The sequence below is a fragment of the Orbaceae bacterium lpD01 genome (assembly GCA_036251705.1).
In the GTDB taxonomy this organism is placed as follows: Bacteria; Pseudomonadota; Gammaproteobacteria; order Enterobacterales; family Orbaceae; genus Utexia; species Utexia brackfieldae.
In genome coordinates this window covers 1,395,566-1,415,867 of the sequence record CP133959.1, presented here as the reverse complement: position 1 = coordinate 1,415,867, position 20,302 = coordinate 1,395,566, and the positions used below count along the sequence as shown (strand labels likewise).

Annotated in this window: 17 protein-coding genes; 3 read left to right on the top strand and 14 right to left on the bottom strand. The window is 45.4% G+C overall.

Translation table 11 applies throughout. From position 1 onward, the window contains the following. Positions 1–66: 66 nt before the first annotated feature. Entirely contained in the window at positions 67–1,128 is a 1,062-nt protein-coding gene (gene dinB, locus RHO15_06405; protein WVD63111.1) for a DNA polymerase IV, read from the bottom strand. A 295-nt stretch (positions 1,129–1,423) separates the two neighbouring features. On the opposite strand from dinB, the gene rnt reads away from it, so the two are divergent. Then, positions 1,424–2,056, top strand: coding sequence for a ribonuclease T (gene rnt, locus RHO15_06400; protein ID WVD63110.1), 633 nt, complete (start codon positions 1,424–1,426; stop codon positions 2,054–2,056). Positions 2,057–2,260: 204 nt separating this feature from the next. On the opposite strand, the gene grxD is transcribed toward rnt, so the two are convergent. Further along, positions 2,261–2,599: a Grx4 family monothiol glutaredoxin gene (gene grxD, locus RHO15_06395; protein WVD63109.1), complete on the bottom strand. Its 339-nt coding sequence runs from the start codon at positions 2,597–2,599 to the stop codon at positions 2,261–2,263. 285 nt (positions 2,600–2,884) lie between these two features. On the opposite strand from grxD, the gene yccS reads away from it, so the two are divergent. Continuing rightward, on the top strand, positions 2,885–5,041 hold the full coding sequence (gene yccS / locus RHO15_06390; GenBank protein ID WVD63108.1) for a YccS family putative transporter: 2,157 nt from the start codon (positions 2,885–2,887) through the stop codon (positions 5,039–5,041). A gap of 251 nt (positions 5,042–5,292) precedes the next feature. Here the strand turns inward: yccS and nfo are convergent, their stop codons facing one another. Further along, positions 5,293–6,138: a deoxyribonuclease IV gene (gene nfo, locus RHO15_06385; GenBank protein WVD63107.1), complete on the bottom strand. Its 846-nt coding sequence runs from the start codon at positions 6,136–6,138 to the stop codon at positions 5,293–5,295. Between the two features lie 323 nt (positions 6,139–6,461). On the opposite strand from nfo, the gene RHO15_06380 reads away from it, so the two are divergent. Further along, on the top strand, positions 6,462–6,731 hold the full coding sequence (locus RHO15_06380; GenBank protein WVD63106.1) for a chorismate mutase: 270 nt from the start codon (positions 6,462–6,464) through the stop codon (positions 6,729–6,731). Positions 6,732–6,922: 191 nt separating this feature from the next. Here RHO15_06380 and yejK read toward each other — a convergent pair whose 3' ends face one another. From yejK to RHO15_06325, 11 genes are all read right to left on the bottom strand, one after another. Beyond that, positions 6,923–7,924, bottom strand: coding sequence for a nucleoid-associated protein YejK (gene yejK, locus RHO15_06375; protein WVD63105.1), 1,002 nt, complete (start codon positions 7,922–7,924; stop codon positions 6,923–6,925). 166 nt (positions 7,925–8,090) lie between these two features. Continuing rightward, a complete protein-coding gene (locus RHO15_06370) occupies positions 8,091–9,953 on the bottom strand; it encodes a DNA topoisomerase III (protein WVD63104.1) in 1,863 nt (620 codons plus the stop codon). A gap of 315 nt (positions 9,954–10,268) precedes the next feature. After that, the gene (zntB, locus tag RHO15_06365) at positions 10,269–11,279 is read right to left on the bottom strand and encodes a zinc transporter ZntB (protein WVD63103.1); all 1,011 of its coding nucleotides are present in this window, start codon (positions 11,277–11,279) and stop codon (positions 10,269–10,271) included. Positions 11,280–11,416: 137 nt separating this feature from the next. Further along, a complete protein-coding gene (gene truC / locus RHO15_06360; protein ID WVD63102.1) occupies positions 11,417–12,154 on the bottom strand; it encodes a tRNA pseudouridine(65) synthase TruC in 738 nt (245 codons plus the stop codon). Between the two features lie 161 nt (positions 12,155–12,315). Next, the gene (locus RHO15_06355; GenBank protein WVD63101.1) at positions 12,316–13,134 is read right to left on the bottom strand and encodes a pyridoxal phosphatase; all 819 of its coding nucleotides are present in this window, start codon (positions 13,132–13,134) and stop codon (positions 12,316–12,318) included. 81 nt (positions 13,135–13,215) lie between these two features. Then, positions 13,216–13,821: a recombination mediator RecR gene (gene recR, locus RHO15_06350; GenBank protein ID WVD63100.1), complete on the bottom strand. Its 606-nt coding sequence runs from the start codon at positions 13,819–13,821 to the stop codon at positions 13,216–13,218. Between the two features lie 14 nt (positions 13,822–13,835). Continuing rightward, positions 13,836–14,171 carry a YbaB/EbfC family nucleoid-associated protein gene (locus RHO15_06345; protein WVD63099.1) on the bottom strand — a complete coding sequence of 112 codons (336 nt, stop codon included), beginning with the start codon at positions 14,169–14,171 and terminating at the stop codon, positions 13,836–13,838. A 43-nt stretch (positions 14,172–14,214) separates the two neighbouring features. Further along, positions 14,215–16,212 (bottom strand): DNA polymerase III subunit gamma/tau, encoded by a 1,998-nt coding sequence (dnaX, locus tag RHO15_06340; protein WVD63098.1) that lies wholly within the window; start codon positions 16,210–16,212, stop codon positions 14,215–14,217. An 87-nt stretch (positions 16,213–16,299) separates the two neighbouring features. Continuing rightward, positions 16,300–17,484, bottom strand: a complete 1,185-nt coding sequence (locus RHO15_06335; GenBank protein WVD63097.1) for an amidohydrolase — start codon at positions 17,482–17,484, stop codon at positions 16,300–16,302. After that, positions 17,484–18,716, bottom strand: coding sequence for a Zn-dependent hydrolase (locus RHO15_06330; protein WVD63096.1), 1,233 nt, complete (start codon positions 18,714–18,716; stop codon positions 17,484–17,486). The genes RHO15_06335 and RHO15_06330 overlap by 1 nt, the downstream gene beginning before the upstream one ends. A 316-nt stretch (positions 18,717–19,032) precedes the next feature. Next, on the bottom strand, positions 19,033–20,277 hold the full coding sequence (locus RHO15_06325; GenBank protein ID WVD63095.1) for a hypothetical protein: 1,245 nt from the start codon (positions 20,275–20,277) through the stop codon (positions 19,033–19,035). Between the last annotated feature and the right edge of the window lie 25 nt (positions 20,278–20,302).

Sequence of the window (20,302 nt, the reverse complement as noted above, 5' to 3'; positions counted from 1 at the left end):
CCTATTTATTTGATCCAGTGAAACGAAAACATTTAATCAGTGACGCCGTCACCAAGATGTAATTCCTTACTGTTCAAGGGTTAAGGCCAGTTGTTTATCGAGCTGGGGATCGATCAAGGTGACATGAAAACCAATTAAACGTACACCGCGTTCTTTACGCCGCTCTTGCCAAACTTGCTGCGCTTGTGCAATCAGATCGGCTTTATCCAGTTTTGGCCAGACATGTTCTTGGGTGGTGGATTGAAAATCACTGAACTTGAATTTAACCCCTTGCCGCGAAATCGACAGATCTGCCCTTACCCGGCTAAGCCGTTTGAGTAACTCCTCATAGAGCGGTTCTAACAGTGGCAGACACTCAGACCAGTGATGAATATCTTCAGATAAGGTCTTCTCCACGCCAATCGATTTACGTAAACGTTCATTATCTACCTCACGTTCATCAATCCCCTGACAGCGCTCATACAGTATTCGCCCCATTTTACCAAACTGCTGCAACAGTTTCGCCAGATCATAATTGAGCACATCCGCACAGGTCTGTAGACCCAAATCGGCCAGCTTCTGGCCGGTCACTTTACCGACACCAGGAATTTTGGTTAACGGTAAGGTTTGAATAAAGGGCCTTACCTGCTCTGGGGTTATCACATATTGACCATTGGGTTTATTCATATCTGAAGCGATTTTGGCTAAAAACTTTAACGGGGCAATACCCGCTGACGCCGTTAACTGCAGCTCCTGAAAAATCGTCTGACGAATATCCTGCGCAATCAAGGTGGCAGAACCTTGAAAAAGTCGACTATCGCTGACATCTAAATAGGCTTCATCCAGCGAGACTGCTTCAATCAATTTGGTATAACGCCGAAAGATCTGATGGATTTGTAGCGATACCTCTTTGTAGACCGCCATACGCCCGGCCACCACTTTCAAGTGCGGACATAGTTTAAGGGCTTGTGACATCGGCATCGCGCTGTGTACGCCATACTGACGGGCATTGTAATTGGCCGTTGAGACAACACCACGTTTACGTGGATCGCCGCCAATGGCAATCGGGATATGTCGATAACGGGGATTATCACGCATCTCAACCGCTGCGTAGAAACAATCCATATCGATATGAATAATTTTTTTCACTAAACTCATATCGGTCATATTACTGTATAAATATACAATTGAGAATATTTTTTCGGTTAGCCGCGCACTTTTTGAACCATTTTAGCTCAGTTGATTGCTGATCAGTCAGAGGCGTAAAAAGTCGGCTATCACAAGACTTATTATTAGATTACGCTTAAAGATTAATCCTGAGATTAATCAAAACCTGACTAAAAAACAAATAAACCACTTCCAGGTGGATATCGGCCTGTTCGAGCGAATGAAAAAATGGCATAATAAGCGCCAATAATCTTGAACCAAATAATAAGTTAAGCCTGTGTCTGAAAATATCAATAAATTATGTGAACGATTTCGTGGTTTTTATCCGGTTGTGATCGATATCGAAACCTCTGGTTTTCATGCCAAAGAGAATGCCATTTTAGAGATTGCCGCCATTACCCTGAAAATGGATAGCCATGGCTGGTTACATTTAGATCAAACCATTCAATTTAATGTGAATCCCTTTGCTCATGCCATTCTGGAGCCTTCGGCGCTGGCTTTTAATGGTATCGATCCAGAGAATCCGTTACGCGGCGCGGTTGATGAAGAACACGCACTCGATGAGATCTTTAAATTAGTACGTAAAGGATTAAAAGAGGCCGACTGTAATCGCGCGGTGATGGTGGCTCACAATGCTCACTTTGATCACAGCTTTTTAATGGCCGCTGCTGAGCGCTGTAAAAGTAAACGCAATCCTTTTCATCCCTTTGCTACCTTTGATACCGCCGCACTAAGTGGTCTGGTCTATGGCCAAACGGTTTTAGCCAAAGCCTGTGAAACGGCCGGCATCGCCTTTGATCATAAACAGGCACACTCAGCCTTATATGATACGCAAAAAACCGCCGTGCTGTTTTGTGAGATTGTCAATCGTTGGAAAAAACTGGGCGGCTGGCCACTGGTGAATGCATAATTTATCGGTGGTTTGCGGGTCATAATTGACCTAGCATGCTCTTCACCTAAACGGCAATCTGATCAGTATCTAATCGATGTCACAGTGCATCCTGAGGTGCAAAGGTATGTTTGGTTGTGCGGATAATTGTGCGGTGAGGTAGGTTGGCCGTTTAACCATGCGGCAGTCACCGCACGGTTATGAGCGCTATTTGAGCAAATAGACTTAGGCCGTTTGATATTTGGCGGCGGCCTCTTCAATCAGCGCTTTTAATTCACCCGATTGAAACATCTCAATCATGATATCGCAGCCACCAATGAGCTCGCCTTCAACCCATAACTGTGGGAAGGTCGGCCAATTGGCTATTTTTGGTAATTCAGCTCGAATATCTGGGTGCTGTAAAATATCGACATAAGCAAAAGGCACACCACACTGTGAGAGAACCTGTACCGCTTGAGCCGAAAAGCCGCAGCTCGGCAGTTTAGGTGAACCTTTCATATATAAAATAATCGGATTTTCAGCAATTTGTTTGGCAATTTTTTCTTGTGTATTGATGTCTGTCATAACTTAATAACCTTTCAGGTAACGGATAACGATTTAATCATACCTGATTCATCGGTAAATCGCCACGTTAGCCATAACTATTTTAATTATTGCCAGAACCTCATATTGAACGATTCGCTTTTTAGCTATGACAGGTTAATATAGTCATAGCCTCAATATCGATGCCATAATGCAGCGACAAGATACCGTTATCGGCTACTTACTGGGTTAATCGTCAACCCTGCGCTATCATGGTACTATCAGAGATAATCTATAGATATTTAATTGATAAGGTGCGTTAACCCCATGAACTTGCCGGTCCGTAAAGTCTTATATAATAGTAATTTACTCTATAGCCTGAGAATTCTCGTCAGTCTTTCAGTGAGCACCTTTGTGCCTTGGTCTTTAGGTTACACTCAGCTGGTGATCCCGATTACGCTGGGGGTGGTCGCTGCCGCTTTAACCGATATTGATGACCGGTTAATTGGCCGTATACGCAATCTTCTTCTCACCATTATCTGTTTTTTGATTGCTTCGCTCTCGGTTGAGCTGCTGTTTCCCTATCCGCCGCTCTTTCTGATCGGGCTGCTGGTGGCCACTTTTGGTTTTGTGATGCTCGGCGTATTGGGGCAGCGTTATGCGGTCATCGCTTTTGGCTCTTTACTGATAGCCGCATATACCATGATTGGCTATCATATGTACAAGGACCCCTTTACCCAATCATTTTATCTGATCATCGGTGTACTCTGGTATAATACTATCGCCTTAATCGAATCGATTCTGTTACCAGTTCGTTCGACCCAGCATAGTCTGGCGAACTGCTTTTATCTGTTAGCCAACTATCTGGACTGTAAAGCGGCGATGTTTGATCCTGATGAAACCAGCGGCTTTAAACAGCAGATTCTGGCCCTCACCAATAGTAATCAAAAACTGGTGGCGCAGCTCAATCAGACCAAGGATATCTTATTTCAGCGGCTGAAAAGTGGTCGTGGCCAGCATCAGTCACGCCGGATGCTGAACGACTATTTTGTCGCGCAGGATATTCATGAACGGGTCAGCTCATCGCATGGTCAATATCAAGCGTTAAGTCGCCAGTTTCGTCATAGTGATATTCTGTTTCGCTTTGCCCGCATTTTAAATCTTCAATCGAAAGCCTGTATCGATCTGGCCGCCAGTCTGCGCTTAAATCAGACTTATCAGCACAACAGCCGGTTTGTCGACTATTTTAGCTATCTGCGAGAAGCGATTGATCAGCTAAACCCGACCGATCGCGCCGAAAAACTGTTAGTCAACTCGCTGTCTAATCTGTATAAAAATCTGCACGATATTGATAGCTTGCTGGCCAATATTGATAAGGATATGACCCTTTCAGAGCAGCAAGAGGATAACCGTTTAGTCGACGATCAGATCACTGGCTGGCGAGATATTTATCAGCGGATCAAACCCAATTTGACGGTGAAGTCTGCCCTATTTCGGCACGCGATTCGCATGAGTATCGTCTTAAGTATCGATTATCTGATTATCCAGATGACCAATCTGCCGCATAGCTACTGGATTATCTTGACCAGTCTGTTTGTCTGTCAGCCTAACTATAGCACCACCCGACATCGGTTAAAACTACGGGTTCTGGGCACCGTAATCGGTATTCTGTTAGGACTGCCGCTGACCTATTTACTGCCGAATATTGAAGCGCAGCTGGTACTGATTATTCTCAGTGGCTGGCTATTCTTTCTGTTTAAAGGTTCGCAGTATGCCTATGCGACGGCATTTATTACCTTGTTGGTATTTTTTAGCTTCGGTTTAGTCGGTGAAAGTAGCTTATCGGTGGCCGCTGCCCGCATTATCGCGACCTTGATCGGCTGTTTTATCGCCTGGCTGGGCGTGACCTATATTTGGCCAGACTGGTTATTTCGCAATATCAAACAGCTGGTTGAGAAGATCTGCCATAATGATAGCCACTATTTCGCCCTGATTGGCTATCAATACCAGAGCGGTAAGCTGAATGATGCCAATTATCGATTATCACGCAGAAAGGCCCATGAGAGCGACAGTGAACTATTTAATCTGATTAATTCTATGTCAGTTGAACCCCATACCAATCCGGCCCAAATCGAAAAAGGTTTTCGCTTATTAACCTTGAATCATACCCTGCTCAGCTTTATTTCGACGCTGGGTGCGCATCGTAATACCAATGCCTCAGCCGAGGTGATGGCACTGTTTGATGACACGGTGGTCTATACGATTAATACTATTAATGGCCAACAGTTAGTCAATCCCGATGAGCTCAGCGCGCTGAAAACCTCGCTGCTGGCTTTTCTTGACCAGCATCCGCCGCAGCATGAGGAGAATATTAATTTACTCATCATCCAGCAGCTGATCCTGATTGTCGACCTGTTACCGGAATTTACCCAGCTGGTGGTCGAATTATCGGCCACCCTACCAGTTCAGCCGGTTCAGCCATAAAAAATGGGCCATCTATAAGATGGCCCGTGTCATTTCAGTATGGCATCATGAGTAGGTATGGGATTCATCGGCGCGCATGAATATAGGTAAATGAATCGGCTTATTCATGTTGGCGCAAGCATGTTCACGTATTGATATATATCCATCATCTTGATCACTGCATGTCGATGATGTCATCATTAGCTGCAGATATTCACTCATGACTCCTACGATCAGAACTGAATCACTCGCTACCCCGCGCTTTGATTGTTTTAAGCGTTCATTTGGCTTTTTAACCAGGCAATTTCATCTGGCCAGATCGTGTCATCAATCGTCTCTAAAATAAGGGGAATGCCATCAAAACGACTATCACGCATAATATAGCGAAAAGCGGTTTCGCCAATATTGCCTTTGCCTAAACTTTGATGTCTATCGACATGGCTGGCAAATTCGCTCTTGGCATCATTTAAATGCATGCCGCGTAAATACGCAAAACCCACGATATTAGCAAACTCGGTAAAGGTCTGATGGCAGGCTTGCTCAGTACGTAAATCATAGCCGGCAGCGAAAGCATGGCAGGTATCGAGGCAGACCCCGACCCGACTTTTATCCTCGACCTGCTCAATAATGGCGGCTAAATGTTCAAATTTATAACCTAAATTAGAGCCCTGTCCGGCGGTATTTTCAATCACAGCGACCACCTGCTGAGTCTGCGCTAAGACGATATTGATCGATTCGGCAATGCGGGCTAAACAGACATCGACCGGAATCTGCTTGAGATCGCTACCTGGATGGAAATTCAGTAACGTCAAGCCTAATGCTTCACAGCGCTGCATCTCATCCAAAAAGGCCGCACGTGATTTAGCCAGCGCCTCCGCTTCAGGATGACCTAAGTTAATTAAATAGCTGTCATGCGGCAAAATCTGTGCCGGTGAATAGTGATAGGTTTCACAAGCTTGTTTAAATTTATCAATACTGGCAGTGGTCAGCGGCGGTGCTTGCCATTGTCGCTGGTTCTTGGTAAATAACGCAAACGCCGTTGCGCCGATCTCATGGGCCCTGAGTACCGCATTCTCAACCCCACCCGCTGCACTGACGTGGGCACCAACAAATTTCATCACACTATCCTTCTGTTCATTCTTAATCAAAATTGGCCTTGATCATGACATAAATTGGCTTTGAGCTCAAAAGCTATCAGCTATTTTTCCAATTAGCGGCCAAATAATGTGATGCTGAGCGCTCTACCAGATTGAGGCCGATCAATAAAATAGCTATTTATCAACGCATTAAATCCCATCCGCGCGCCTATCAGATAATACCGCCTAATTGATCTTATCCAGACCGCGGCAGCCATTTTGCTAAAACCGCAATAATCCAGTTGAATTTTCCATGATCTGACTTAAAATACTTAACCGATTAAGCTTAAATAAATGGAATAAACATGTTAGAAAAACAACGTAGTGAAATTGATCGGATAGATGCAGAACTGGTTAAACTGTTTGAACAGAGAATGGATTGTGTGACTGAAATTGGCCGCATTAAACGCGACAATCAGTTAGCGGTTTTCGATAACAGCCGTGAACAACTGGTGCTTGAAAAGGCACAAAGTCGCTTACAGAATAAAGCTTATCAACAAGCCGTCAGCGCCTTTTTCCAGCATTTAATGAACGTGACCAAAGATTATCAAAATAACATCATCAATCATAAATAATCACGATCGCCATGCATAAAAAAGAGACGATAAACGTCTCTTTTTTATTTGATCCGGACTCTTTCGTTGCTTTTTATCGCTTTGACCTAATCTGGTTCAGCAGCTAGTCAATCAACGATTTGTGATGGATTAACTTGTGAATTATTACTCAAACAGTTATCGGTTATTTATCTACTACTTAATTTTATCCGTTATTTATCATAGTTACGTTGTAACTGATCGCGTAGATTCGGCGGTGTGCCTTTGATCACTAAGGTATCGGTTCTGGCATCCCACTCAACTCGTTGACCAAGTAAATCTACATCAAAATTGATGGTTAAACCGCCACCGCTACCACTGAATTTTTTCAGGCTACGTAAGGCACTACGATCGGCAGGAAAGTTGTCATCGAGTTCATAAGCGTGCTCCTCAACAAAGCGTAAAAAGTCACCCGCATCGCCGGTCGGTAGCTCTTTGGCTAAGTTGGCTAATTCAATCTCTTCACCCGCCTCAAGCTGACTATGACAATAATCATACACTTGCTGACGGCAAGACTGTTTCTCCTGTTTATCGAGCTGAATCTCCTGACAATAGTCATCAACCGCCATCACTAAGCTTTTGTTTTGCGCCTTAGCATTGAGACCTTCAGTGGCGCCTAAATAGTCCATGAAAAAGTCCGAGACTTTACGCCCCACGCGACCTTTTAAGAAGGTTAAATAACGTTTAGAGTCAGCATCGGTTTGCCACTCGGTTAAATCGACCCGGGCAATGATATCGGCATGATCAATATCGAGATATTGGGTACTGGAGATATTGAGTTTGTCGTCAACCAGCATACTCTGGCAGCTACTGAGTACCGCAATCAATAAATATTCGACCGCTAAATAGCGGTAAAGACAGAAAATCACCGTGCCCCCTTCAGCAAACGGATATTTCACGAGTTCATTGCGCAGCTGCTTAGCCGAACCTTGACTAAAGTTGAGAAAATCCTGATTACCGGCGCGCATTTCCCGCACCGAATCAGCAAATAAACTCGCCTCATTAAACAGACCATAGGCTTTGCTTTTGTTGTTATAAACCCGATTAATATCAGCGATTAATGCGCTGACCGCTTGATTACTCTCCAGGACAGTTTCACGTAACATCACCTCAATCTCGGTTTCACTTTTACGCACCAGCTGATGTAAAACAATTTGTTCGATCTGTAAACTCATGTGGATTCACTCATGTTGATTCAAGATTCATTGAGCCAGACGCCGATCTTATCTGGCCGATTTGGCTAGCACAGTTTGTCTGGCTAGCGCCTAAAATTTATGTTGTATATTGATGTATCCGCCTCAATACGGGCCACTTTTCGATATGGACACATTATAGCAAAATTTAGCGAAAGGATCGCTGTCGTAACTGGGCAATCAGCTGGGTTAAAAACAGCTCCAGCTGCGCCATAAATGCCGCATAACTGAGCGATTTTTTACTGATCTCATCGAGCTGAGACTCCCAGAGTGCGGTCATATCTGGCGTTGTTGCCACATCAGGTAAGTTAGCAATTAACTGGCGACCGGTTTGGGTTGCGCGAATTTGTTTACCTTTGCGTTCTAAAAATTGCCGCTTAAATAGCAGTTCAATAATGCCGGCCCGAGTTGCCTCAGTGCCTAATCCATCGGTCTCTCTCAGTATCTTTTTAATCTCGGGATCTTTAACAAAGCGGGCAATCCCGGTCATTGCCGACAGCAGCGTGGCATCATTAAAAGGTTTCGGTGGCTGCGTCTCTTTATCGAGCAGCAGCGCATCGACACACTGCACGATTTCGCCTTTTTTCACCAGACTACTCAGTGCCGGTTCATTCTCATCCTCGTCATCAGGGCTATCCTGATTTTTTTGCTTAAATAGCACTTTCCAGCCTTCGGCCAGCATCTGGGTTGCTTTGGCAATAAATTTACCACCAGCAATATCGACATCAATTTGCAATTCAGCATAGCGATAGACCGGATAAAACTGCGCCAGATACTGCAGGGCAACCGCCTGATAAACCAGGCGTTCATCCGCGCTAAGGCTACCTAAATTGGCTTTGCGCAAGGTGGGAATAATGGCATGATGCGCATCCACTTTCTTATCATTCCAGGCTTTCGAACGCAGCTTAAAATCAGCTTGCGTGATAGCCGGCTGTAGATCGGGCAAATTATGTAAGATAGCGCTTTGCACACCGTCAATCTGTGTCAGATGCTCCTGCGGTAAATAGCGTGAATCGGAACGAGGATAGGTAATCAGTTTATACTTTTCATACAGCGCCTGACAGGTATCGAGCACCGCTTGCGCATTCAAATTGGCTTTTCGGGCCATCTCAATCTGTAGGGTCGATAAATTATAAGGCAGCGGCGGAGACAGTTCTTTCTTTTTATTACTGACCTGTTCAACCGTGCCGGGCTGCCCTTTAATCCGATTGACGACATTTTCGGCCAACGCTTTGACCAGTACCCGGCCCTCTTCATCTTGATAAGGTGCACAGGCCTCACTCGGTTGCCATTTCGCTTTAAAGGTCTCCTGATGCTGGGTGGCTAACATCGCGTAGACTTCATAAAACGGTTTCGGCTTAAACTGTTCAATCTCTAAATCACGGCGCACGACTAATCCCAGAATCGGTGTTTGGACGCGGCCAACTGACAAGACGCCCTGATACCCCCCCTGACGACCTTTAATGGTATACAGGCGACTCATATTGATGCCATATAACCAATCCGCTCTGGCTCTAGCTAAAGCGGAGGTCGAGAGCGGCACAAAATCACTATTTTCGCGTAACTGAGCGATGGCCTTCTCGACTGCAGAGGCATTTAAATCACTGATCAAACAGCGTTTAACAATTTTAATCTTATCGGCGGGTAACTGGCAATAGTTGAGCACTTCATCAATCAGCAGCTGCCCTTCTCTGTCCGGGTCACCGACATGGACAATCTGCTCTGCTTGCTGAATTAACTGGGTTAAGACCTGCAGCTGTTTTTGGGTACTCTGCTTGGGTAGCAACAGCCATTTTTCCGGCATGATGGGTAAATCTTGCAGCTGCCAGCGTTTGAGTTTCTCATCATAGGCATCTGGCGGAGCCTGTTCTAAAAGATGACCAATACACCAACTGACAATATCGCCATTGGCCACCCGAATAAAACCATCCCCTTTTTGGTGAGGCTTCGGTAGCACATCGGCCAGTGCTCGGGCTAAACTGGGTTTTTCAGCGATATAAAGTTGCATCATATTATTTTTCTTATTGCTTATCTGTTAAACGTCACTCTTAGGCGGCTCATCACTAAACATCATGGATGACAGGCTTTTCAGCTGGTATCCGCAAGCGTGCGAACATTTCCTTTTCAACCTAACCTTGATTGAGGTTCAATTGAATTTAACTTCAATTAAAGTTAAATAAATTTAATCTAAACCTCACGCTCTCTTTAATCTCATTTAAAATATCGCGTTTGACCCACATCCTCATACTGGCTTTCAAGCACACAGGTGCCAAGCCGGTCATCGCATTGCGCGCATTAGCTTAGTACCAAGATGTTGACAAAACCGTCACAACCACTGTTTACGCTTCAGCCAGATACTTAACATAATCCCTAATACCGTTAAAATGGCTGAAAACACCCCAAATGACCAGAGATGGGTGGTAAATGGAATGCCCGCCAAATTAACGCCAAACAGGCTGGCTAAGAAGGTTAAAGGCATAAAAATAGTGGCCAGGATCGACATAATATAGATACGTTTATTCATCTGCTCGGTAAACATGGCATTGATCTGTTCCAGAATTGAGGATAAGCGTAATAAACAGGTATCAATATCGCCAATATAATGGTTTAAACGGGTGGCGATATCATGCATATGGCGGCGATCATTATCGTCAATCCACGATAATCTTTCTGTGGCAATCTTAATAAACGTATCACGCTGTGGCGTTAAAATCCGTCTTAAGGTAATCAGTTTACGGCGCACCCGGCCAATTTCTTGATGTGGCATCACGCGCTGCTGGGTGAGCACATAATCTTCCAGCTTAATCACCTGATCATGAATATTTTCGACTGCTTGATTGGCATGATTGGTTAAATTTTCAGAAATTTGCACTAACCAGTCGGCCACATCCACTGGTCCAATCTTTTTATCTAACTGCAGCTGTAAATCATTGATAGCATTAATTTTCTGATGACGCGTGGAAAGAATAAAATTATCGGTAATATAGAAACGTAAAGTGACAATCGGATCGTACTGATCACCTGGGGTGATATTGACACCTTTGAGCACAACTAACATACCGCGATGGGTATCAAAGCGGATCGATTTGGCGGTTTGATTTTTACTGATCAGCGATGTTTTCGCGATATCGGGCAGCAGCTGGGTGTTTTTTATCCACTCAACTGTCTGTTTGTCCTGATAATCAAGATGAATCCAAAAAGGTTTGGCGTTACTGGCTTGCGAATCTGGCTGTAAGGCGGTTTTATCCCCTTTGCCAGTGAGCTGACAACAAAACACCGGTTTAGCGTCAAGAAATTGCTGACCGGTTAGCAGCTGTGGATCATGTTCAGTTATCATCTCTCACTCCTGATACGCCCAATATCACGCAATTATATAATTGATATGACAAATTTGTCATGCTAATTTGCCCTCGACCAAGCGATCGGTCAAGTGTTAAGGCCAACAGCTAGTTATAATGAACCACTTAATCATCATCACGAGCTGTGCGGTTCTAGCGCGGGTAATTGCCGAATATACGCCAGATCAAATAACGGCGAATCAGCGGTCGCTGTTAACAACAGCGGCGCCTTTGTAATCGGATGGCGCAGGGATAACGAGGCCGCATGTAGCATCAGACGGCGCACCTCAAAATAGTCAGCAAAAGCCCGATTTTGATGTAAATCACCATGTTTACTGTCGCCGATAATCGGGTGAAAGATATGTTTCATATGGCGACGAAGCTGATGTTTACGCCCCGTTTGTGGGCTTAACGCGACCAGTGAATAACGGGCAGAAGGATAACGACCGACGGCGACCGGGATTTCAAACGTTGCCAAGCCTTGGTAGTGAGAAACCGCCGCTTGTGCCAGTTTATCTTGTTTAGCAAACTTATCGGCAATCCGGTCATGCTCCTCCACTAAAGGATAGTCAATCACCGCTTCGCCAGTAACAAAACCACGCACAATCGCCAGATACTGTTTGACGATGTTACCTTGCGCAAACTGCTCGGCTAATAGGCGCGCTACAGCAGATGACAGCGCAAACAGTAACACGCCGGAAGTCGGTCGATCGAGACGATGAACAGGAAAAACATGTTGACCGATTTGATCACGCAAGGTCTGCATCACCACGACTTTTTCATGTTTGTCGAGCCAGCTACGGTGGACTAACCAGCCGGTAGGTTTATTGATGGCAACGATATATTCGTCTTGGTACAGGATATCAAACATCATTCACTATTTTTAAAAATAAGCACAAGATCGCTTATTGGGGATGATAAAATCAAGATAGTCAACAAACTATCTTGATTGACATGGGGTGATAACTAAAAAGCATGATCTTAACACAATTTTTGATCATCGCTAGCTATCGCTATTGGCGGCCAACAAACCGATTATAAAAACAGCTCAGTTAATACCGTAGCCAGGCTAGGTTCATTATTATGACCAATCACCCGATCCGCTTTTTGCTGCACAGCAACATCGGCATTACCCATCGCAATACCCAGACCACAGCGCTCAAGCATACTGATATCGTTATAGCTGTCACCAAAAGCCACCATATTGGCCAGTGGAATACCAGTTAATTTTGACCATTTCTCCAGTCCATTACCCTTAGTATTACCTTTTAAAGCCACATCGGCACGATTAATCCATGACCATTCACACTCTAAATCACCCCGCGCTTCAACGGCGACTGAAAAGGCTTTTAAAGCAGGGATATCATGAGAGCTGGTGGCAAATTTATAAATGGCGCTTGACTGCTCAATCACGTCTTGAAAACTATCAACCTGATAGATTTTCGGTCTTAAAAAAGTCGGTAAGGAATCAATCCAGCCAAATAGCCCCTGCAAATGATCATCGAGCACTTCATAACACATCATGCTATCGGTATAAATCAGGGTATGAATACCGAACTCATTGACCTGTTTGAGGAGTGATGTTGCTTGTGGCTTATCGATGGGATTGGCGTAAAACGCTTGTTGCTGTTTAAAATCATACAGATAAGTCCCATTACAGCAAACCACCGGTGCATCTAAACCGAGCTGATAATAGTAGGGATAGATGACCGAATGATGACGACCGGTGACCAGAACAACCTTGATCCCTTTGGCTTTAATTTTTTCAATCACCGCAATCGTTTCCGGTAAGATTTGGCGTTGGTTATTTAATAACGTACCATCCATGTCAAAAGCCACTGCTTGATTGGTCATCATTTCACCTTAATTTAATAAAATTGATTTAGCGTCATTGATTTAATGTCATGTAAACGCAATTGGTCGATTAGAACGTGGTTATAGCTCGATCTTTTGGCGGCCAATAAAGGAGTGTGAAAGCGTGGTGCCATCAACCATCTCTAGCTCGCCGCCGACCGGCACACCGTGGGCAATACGTGTCGCTACTGTGTTATACTCAGCACAAATTTCGGCAATATAATTGGCGGTAGCTTCGCCTTCAATGGTTGGGTTAGTGGCTAAAATCACTTCGCTAATCGACTCTCGTGACAGGCGCTGTTCGAGCCTGTCTAAACCAATATCCTGTGGGCCAATACCATCAAGCGGCGATAAATGCCCGAGTAACACAAAATAACGGCCGGCATACTGACCCGTTTGTTCTATGGCCACAATATCGGCCGGCGTTTCAACGATACAGAGCTGTTGACTCGCTTGTCGGCGCGGATTACTGCATATAGCGCAATATTCTTGTTCAGTAAACGTACGACAATCATGACAATGGCCAATATGGGTCATCGCTTCATGGAGCATATTCGCCAAGTTTAATCCACCAGCACGGTTGCGCTGTAACAGATGAAAAGCCATACGCTGGGCTGACTTAGGCCCCACGCCAGGTAAACAGCGTAAAGCTTCCATTAAAGATTCAAGTAAGGGACTGGTTTGCATATCTTCTCACATCATTAAAATGGCATTTTAAAGCCCGGTGGTAATTGCATACCGCCAGTGACCTGCGCCATCTTCTCTTTCTGTGCTTCATCAATGCGGCGATTGGCATCATTAAATGCTGCCGCAACTAAATCTTCTAACATCTCTTTGTCATCTTCCACTAACAGTGAAGGATCGATCTCAACCCGGCGGCAGCTGTGTGCGCCATTGATGGTCACTTTGACCATTCCGGCACCTGATTCACCCGTGACTTCCATCTGCGCGATCTCTTCTTGCATTTTTTGCATACGCTCTTGCATCTGTTGGGCTTGTTTCATCATATTACCTAAACCGCCTTTACCACCAAACATACATATTCCTCTTTTATTTCATACGATAAATAGTTATCCGCTATTATACGGGACGAATGCTCTCTTCATCAATCTGTGCATTAAAATAACGACACAATAATACAATCTTTTCATCTTGATGAATGGTTGTCTTAGCTGCTTGTAACTTTTGCTGATAGATAGACTCACGCAGCTCTAACGGCGTTTGCTGAGCTAAATTATCATCAATCACAATATCGAGTTCAATCGGCTGCTGACGATGGGCTGACATCAGCGCTTGTAGGGTCTCAACGTTACTTCTTTTATTAATATGGGCCTGTGCAGCGCGCAGATGTAACACTAGCTGCCCGGCACTTTTCTGCTCTAAAAACGCATTGATAGCCAGCTGTTTAATCAGCGGCGGCAAGCCTAACTGCTCAATCTCCGCTGACCAGCTATCTTGGGTCATCGCTTCAGCAATCAATTTTTTAACCAACTCCGGGGTCTTCTCTTCTTCAACACTTTGCCGCAAATTTTTCGGCGTTAACGTGGTAACTGGCGTTTCAAATACTGTCTTGGCCTGCCACTGATAATTTTCAGCAGACATCGGCTCATCTTCGGCGGGCTCGGCAAAAGCTTCCGGACGTTTAAAGTTCCCCTGCTTTACACTATCAAAACGAGATGATTTACCAGGCTGCGCGGGTGCTGCCCGTTCAGACTTTTTTGGCTTAGGATCACCTTGGCTGAGAAGCTTTTCACGCGCTTGCAAAATCTGTTGGGTCGCCGAGGGCAAAGCGATATCCGGTGCCGATACTGGCGGTGTTGATAGCGTGGGCGGTGCGTTCACTGTTTCAGTCGCAGCACTTGGTGGGCGAGATGGCGTCTCAGCTGAATTGGCTGCCCCTGCTGCCGGGCTGGCTGGCGACTGACTGGCTGGCATATTCACCGGCTTATCAATAGCCACATTAACGCTATTGGTCGACTGCGCAGCATGAAACACTTTAGGCTGAAAAGCAATCGCCCGTAAAAAAGCCATCTCAACCACCATTTTTTTATCATGAGCGGTATTGAGGGTCTTTTTACCCTCCAACAGGATTTGATAATAGAGCTGCACATCTTGTGGGGTAATAATCTGGGCTAGATGCCGAATACGTGCTTCGCGATGCTGATATTCCCCTAAGGCGGTCGGCACCATCTGCAGCAGTGCAATTTGATGTAACAGTGCCAGCGTATCATTTAACAGTGTCTCCCAGTCAGCGCCTTGCGTGGCGGCCTGACTGATCTGTGACATTAAGGTATTCCCCTCAACAGCAACCAGTGACTCCATTAAGCTAAACGGCACATTATCATCTAGCGCCCCCAACATACTGGCAACGGAAGTAGTATCCACTTCACCATTACCCAGTGCAATAGCTTGATCGGTTAAACTCAGCGCATCACGCATACTGCCATTAGCCGCTTTGGATAACAGTGTTAAAGCACGTGGCTGGAACGGGATTTTTTCAGCCTGCAAAATATGCTCGAGTTGCTGGGTAATTTGTCCATTATCTAACATTTGCAGATGCAGATGTAGACAGCGCGATAAAATCGTAATCGGTAATTTTTGAGGATCGGTGGTGGCTAGAAGAAACTTGACATGCTCAGGCGGCTCTTCCAGCGTTTTTAATAAGGCATTAAAACTGCTGCGCGATAACATATGCACTTCATCGATCAGATAAACTTTAAATCGTCCTCTGGTCGGTAAATACTGGATATTGTCGAGGATCTCACGGGTATCTTCAACTTTCGTGCGTGAAGCCGCATCAATCTCAATCAAATCGACAAAACGGCCCTGCTCAATATCTAGACAGTTACCACATTGACCACACGGAGTAGCAGTAATGCCGGTTTCGCAATTAAGTCCTTTCGCCAACAAACGGGCAATCGAGGTTTTACCAACGCCACGGGTACCAGAAAAAAGATAAGCGTGATGCACACGTCCTAGCGTTAACGCATTGCTCAGAATTTTCAGTACATGAGCCTGTCCAACCACTTCAGCAAAAGATTTAGGACGCCACTTACGGGCAAGAACTTGATAACTCATCGATAGGATATTCCCACTTACTTAACGCAATTAACCACTATTTAATAGCAATATGATAGCATAATTACTCCAATAAAAGACAGTAAACTAAAATTGGTTTTGCTGTAAATAAGCGAAAGCGTACTGCGCATACAGTTCAGCGCCGCGGGTGAGTGAATCTTCATCAACATTAAAGCAGCCATGATGATGAGCCCACTGGGTATCTTTAGCCGGATTACCGCTGCCAACTAAGGCAAAAGCGCCCGGTGCATGCTCAAGATAATAACTAAAATCTTCCGCGCCCGTGGTTGGCCGCTCAGCATGCAGTGCCTCTTCACCAAAAGCCTGCTGAATAATCGACTGTGCCAGTAAAGCGCTTTGTGATTCGTTAACCAGCGGTAGTGTGCCATAAGTATATTCGACCTTGGCGGTCGCGCGATACATCGCGGCCACTTGCTGAGCATAGCGCTCAATAGCAGCTTCAAGCTTGTTACGTACCTCAAGATTAAAACAGCGCACCGTTCCTTCCAGCACGGCATTTTCAGCAATCACATTAAAACGGGTACCCACCACCATTTTACCAATAGTCACAACGGCTGGTTCGAGCGGATCGATCTCACGAGAGACAATCGCCTGCACATTCATGACAAAAGCCGACGCAACCATCGCCGCATCCACCGTGTCATGCGGCATCGAGCCATGGCCACCTTGACCTTTAAAGGTGACTTTTAACAGATCCGCTGAAGCGAAAGTCGGCCCCACCACACAAGCAAGTTGATGACTGCGCATCTTTGACCAGATATGCATACCAAACACATTATCGACGCCGATCATGACGCCCTGAGCAATCATTGCGTTAGCGCCTTGGGCAATCTCTTCTGCTGGCTGAAAGACCAAACGCACATTACCGGTTAATTGATCACGAATCTGATACAGCGCTTTAGCCGCGGTTAATAGCATTGCGGTATGAGTATCATGGCCACAGGCGTGCATTTTTCCGCTAATGGTTGATTGATAATCGATCTTATCATTCAGTTCCATCACCGGCAAAGCATCAATATCAGCGCGTAACAGCACGGTTTTGCCCGGCTTGGCACCTTTGATCTCAGCGATCACACCGGTCGGCTCAGTTAAGCGATAGTCGATACCGATTTGTTTAAGCTGCTGCACAATCCGCTGCGTGGTTCTCACCTCTTCGAAAGGCAACTCTGGATGTTGATGGAGATCGCGCCGAAAAGCGATCATCTCATCACAATAAGCGGCAATAAGCTTGGTTAAGGTAGTATTTAACATCATTTTTCCTCTGTGAGCGTTTTAACAGTTTCAAAAATAACCTCAATCCCTTGACAAATCTGTGCGTAGTCGGTCCACTCATCAGGATGATGACTTAACCCCTGTCGGCTAGGCACAAACACCAGCCCAACCGCCGTTAAATCCGCCAAAACCATCGCGTCATGACCGGCACCACTGACCATCATGCGACTTTTAAAACCCAGTTTATCACTATTCGCTTTCAGTAAGGCGCTAATCATCGGATTGAGATTTACCGGGGCAATTGAGACTTTTTGATGATAATGCACCTTAATGGTCGAACTGTTAGCTGCGGCACAATCAGCTTGAATTTGCTGTAACAGCCACTGCAGTTTATCCGCATATTTAGCCCGCACATCGACAGTAAAGATCACTTTGCTAGGGATAACATTGGACCCATTCGGATAGACCGCCAGCTTACCGACCGTCGCCACTGCCTCGGTTTCTTGTGCCGCAAGCTGATTAATGGCTTGAATCAGATAGGTCGCTGCTAATAACGCATCGGCCCGCAGATGCATCGGCGTGGTACCCGCATGCCCGGCTCTACCTTGCACGGTAATCTCAAGCTGACATAGCCCCACGATCGTATCGACAATACCAATATCTTGCCCCGCTTGCTCCAGAATCGGGCCCTGTTCAATATGTAATTCGATAAAGGCTTTCATCTCTTTGGGTGAACGCATCACACTGGATACCTGCTCGGCATTAAAACCCGCTTGCGCCATTTTTTGGGCTGCAGAGCGGCCTTGATCATCCTGCATCTGCTTCAAATCATCGGCGCTTATCTGACCGGCAATCGCGCGGGATGCCAGTAAACCGTGCCCAAAACTACTGCCTTCCTCTTCGACCAAAGCCACCACTTCCAATGGATAGTAAGGAGTTAGCTGCTGTTCATGAAATAGCGTGGCGACCTCCAGCCCCATCACGACCCCGGCAGTCCCATCAAAGGCGCCGCCGTGGGGCACCGAATCAAAATGGGAGCCGATCAGCACCGCCGGTAAGGTCGGATCTTGGCCCGCTAAACGACCATAAATATTGCCGATCGCATCTTCGTGGACATCGAGCCCTATCGCCTGCATAGTCGATTTCAGGTAGGTTCTCGCCTGTAAATCTTCAGCGCTGTAAGACAAACGGGTAATCCCCTTACCGGGGGTGGCGGTAAATTGAGCCAGTGCTTCTAAATGGGCTTGTACTCTTTTTTTATTGGCTAACATGCCGTTCCCTCACTGGTTGATATCTGACAAATGAAGATATCGGGTTAAAGATACCTTGTGAATAAATAGGCTTGATTGATAAAGAGACCTTATTATAGGTAAAGTGCGTATCTTTCAAGTACATCATTAAAGTACATCATTAAAATGTTTCATTAAAGCGGCTGATAAAAGCAGCGGATAAGACACTTCATTAAGCACCCAAAATGATAAAATTACTCGCCCTGAAATCAGTTACCGGTCCAAGGCGATATGGCATAAAACCATGATGTTGACTGTATTAATATAGCTTAAATCAAATCCGTGTCAAACTGCTGGTTTATGCGCTAACCGGGATGATCATGCCAACCATAATACCGGCTAATACCACCGAGACCATCGTCACCGAAATAAAACCACCAATGAGCATAGGTGGCAGCAGGTGATTGGTTAAGATTAACCGTTCATGCTGATCTTTGGTCAGATTATTAATCACCTCATTGGTAATAATATAATCGGCCGGAAAACCATAGAGCGCCGTTAACGCAATGGCAAAAGCCAGTGACTTGGTAACGCCGAGTATTTTGCCCATGATCACCGAAAACATAAACATGCCCATTACAGCACTGATAATTAAGACAACCAGAGGGACAAATAGATTCACCAGCATCGATGGCGTCGCGTAATTAAGCCCATCAAACACAAACAGCATCAACCCCATCACCGCAAAGCCAAAACCATTGGCCTTTTTCAGTGCATGACGCTCTAAAAAACCAGCGGATGTGGCGATGATGCCAAATAACAGACACAACACAAAAGGACTAATAGGCACCAGCGGTTTTAATAATTCAGAGACGATATAGGCCAGCATACCGACCACGGCTAAACGTAAAAATTGGCAATAAGCGGTATTGTATCGAGCCGGAAACTGCGCAAATAATTTTGGCATCGGCGTCTCTTCGGGCGAAATGACTTGCTCTAAGGCATGATTGGCATTCTCCTGGGTGGTTGTGGATTGCCAATCCCCTTGACGGTGCAGCGCCAGTACGCGCAAGCCCTCTTTTTTCAGCACAATCGCCGTTAACGGAAAACCAGCAAAGCCCTGCATCACATAGATTACAATAGCAAAGACGGATAGCTCAATGAGGCCAGCTGCCTTGGCGCCGCCTGACATAATTAAGGCTGACACAATCCCGCCCACTAGCGGCGGAATCGCGACCACAACTGTATTGTAATCAAACAAGGTGAGCCCAATCAGGTAACATGATACAATAATGCCGCCAATACCGGCCAGCGAGATAAGAATGGTTTTCCACTGTTTCTTTAAGTCCGTCATTAACAACAATGTGCCCATATTGGTGATGAGCAGATACATCAGCATGATAGCCACCACCGCAGGAATGCCGGCTTTGGCAATAATATCTTTTGGGAAAAAGGTCCAGTAACCGAGCAAAAAGAGCACGACACAGACAAAAACAGAGGGAATCCAGGCTTTACTCAGATTACTTATCACATCACCAATATATAAGATCAATAATACCAGTACCAATGCGACCATTTGCGGCATAGTTTCGATAGGGCTCATCACTTTTCTCCAATCCATGTTTAAA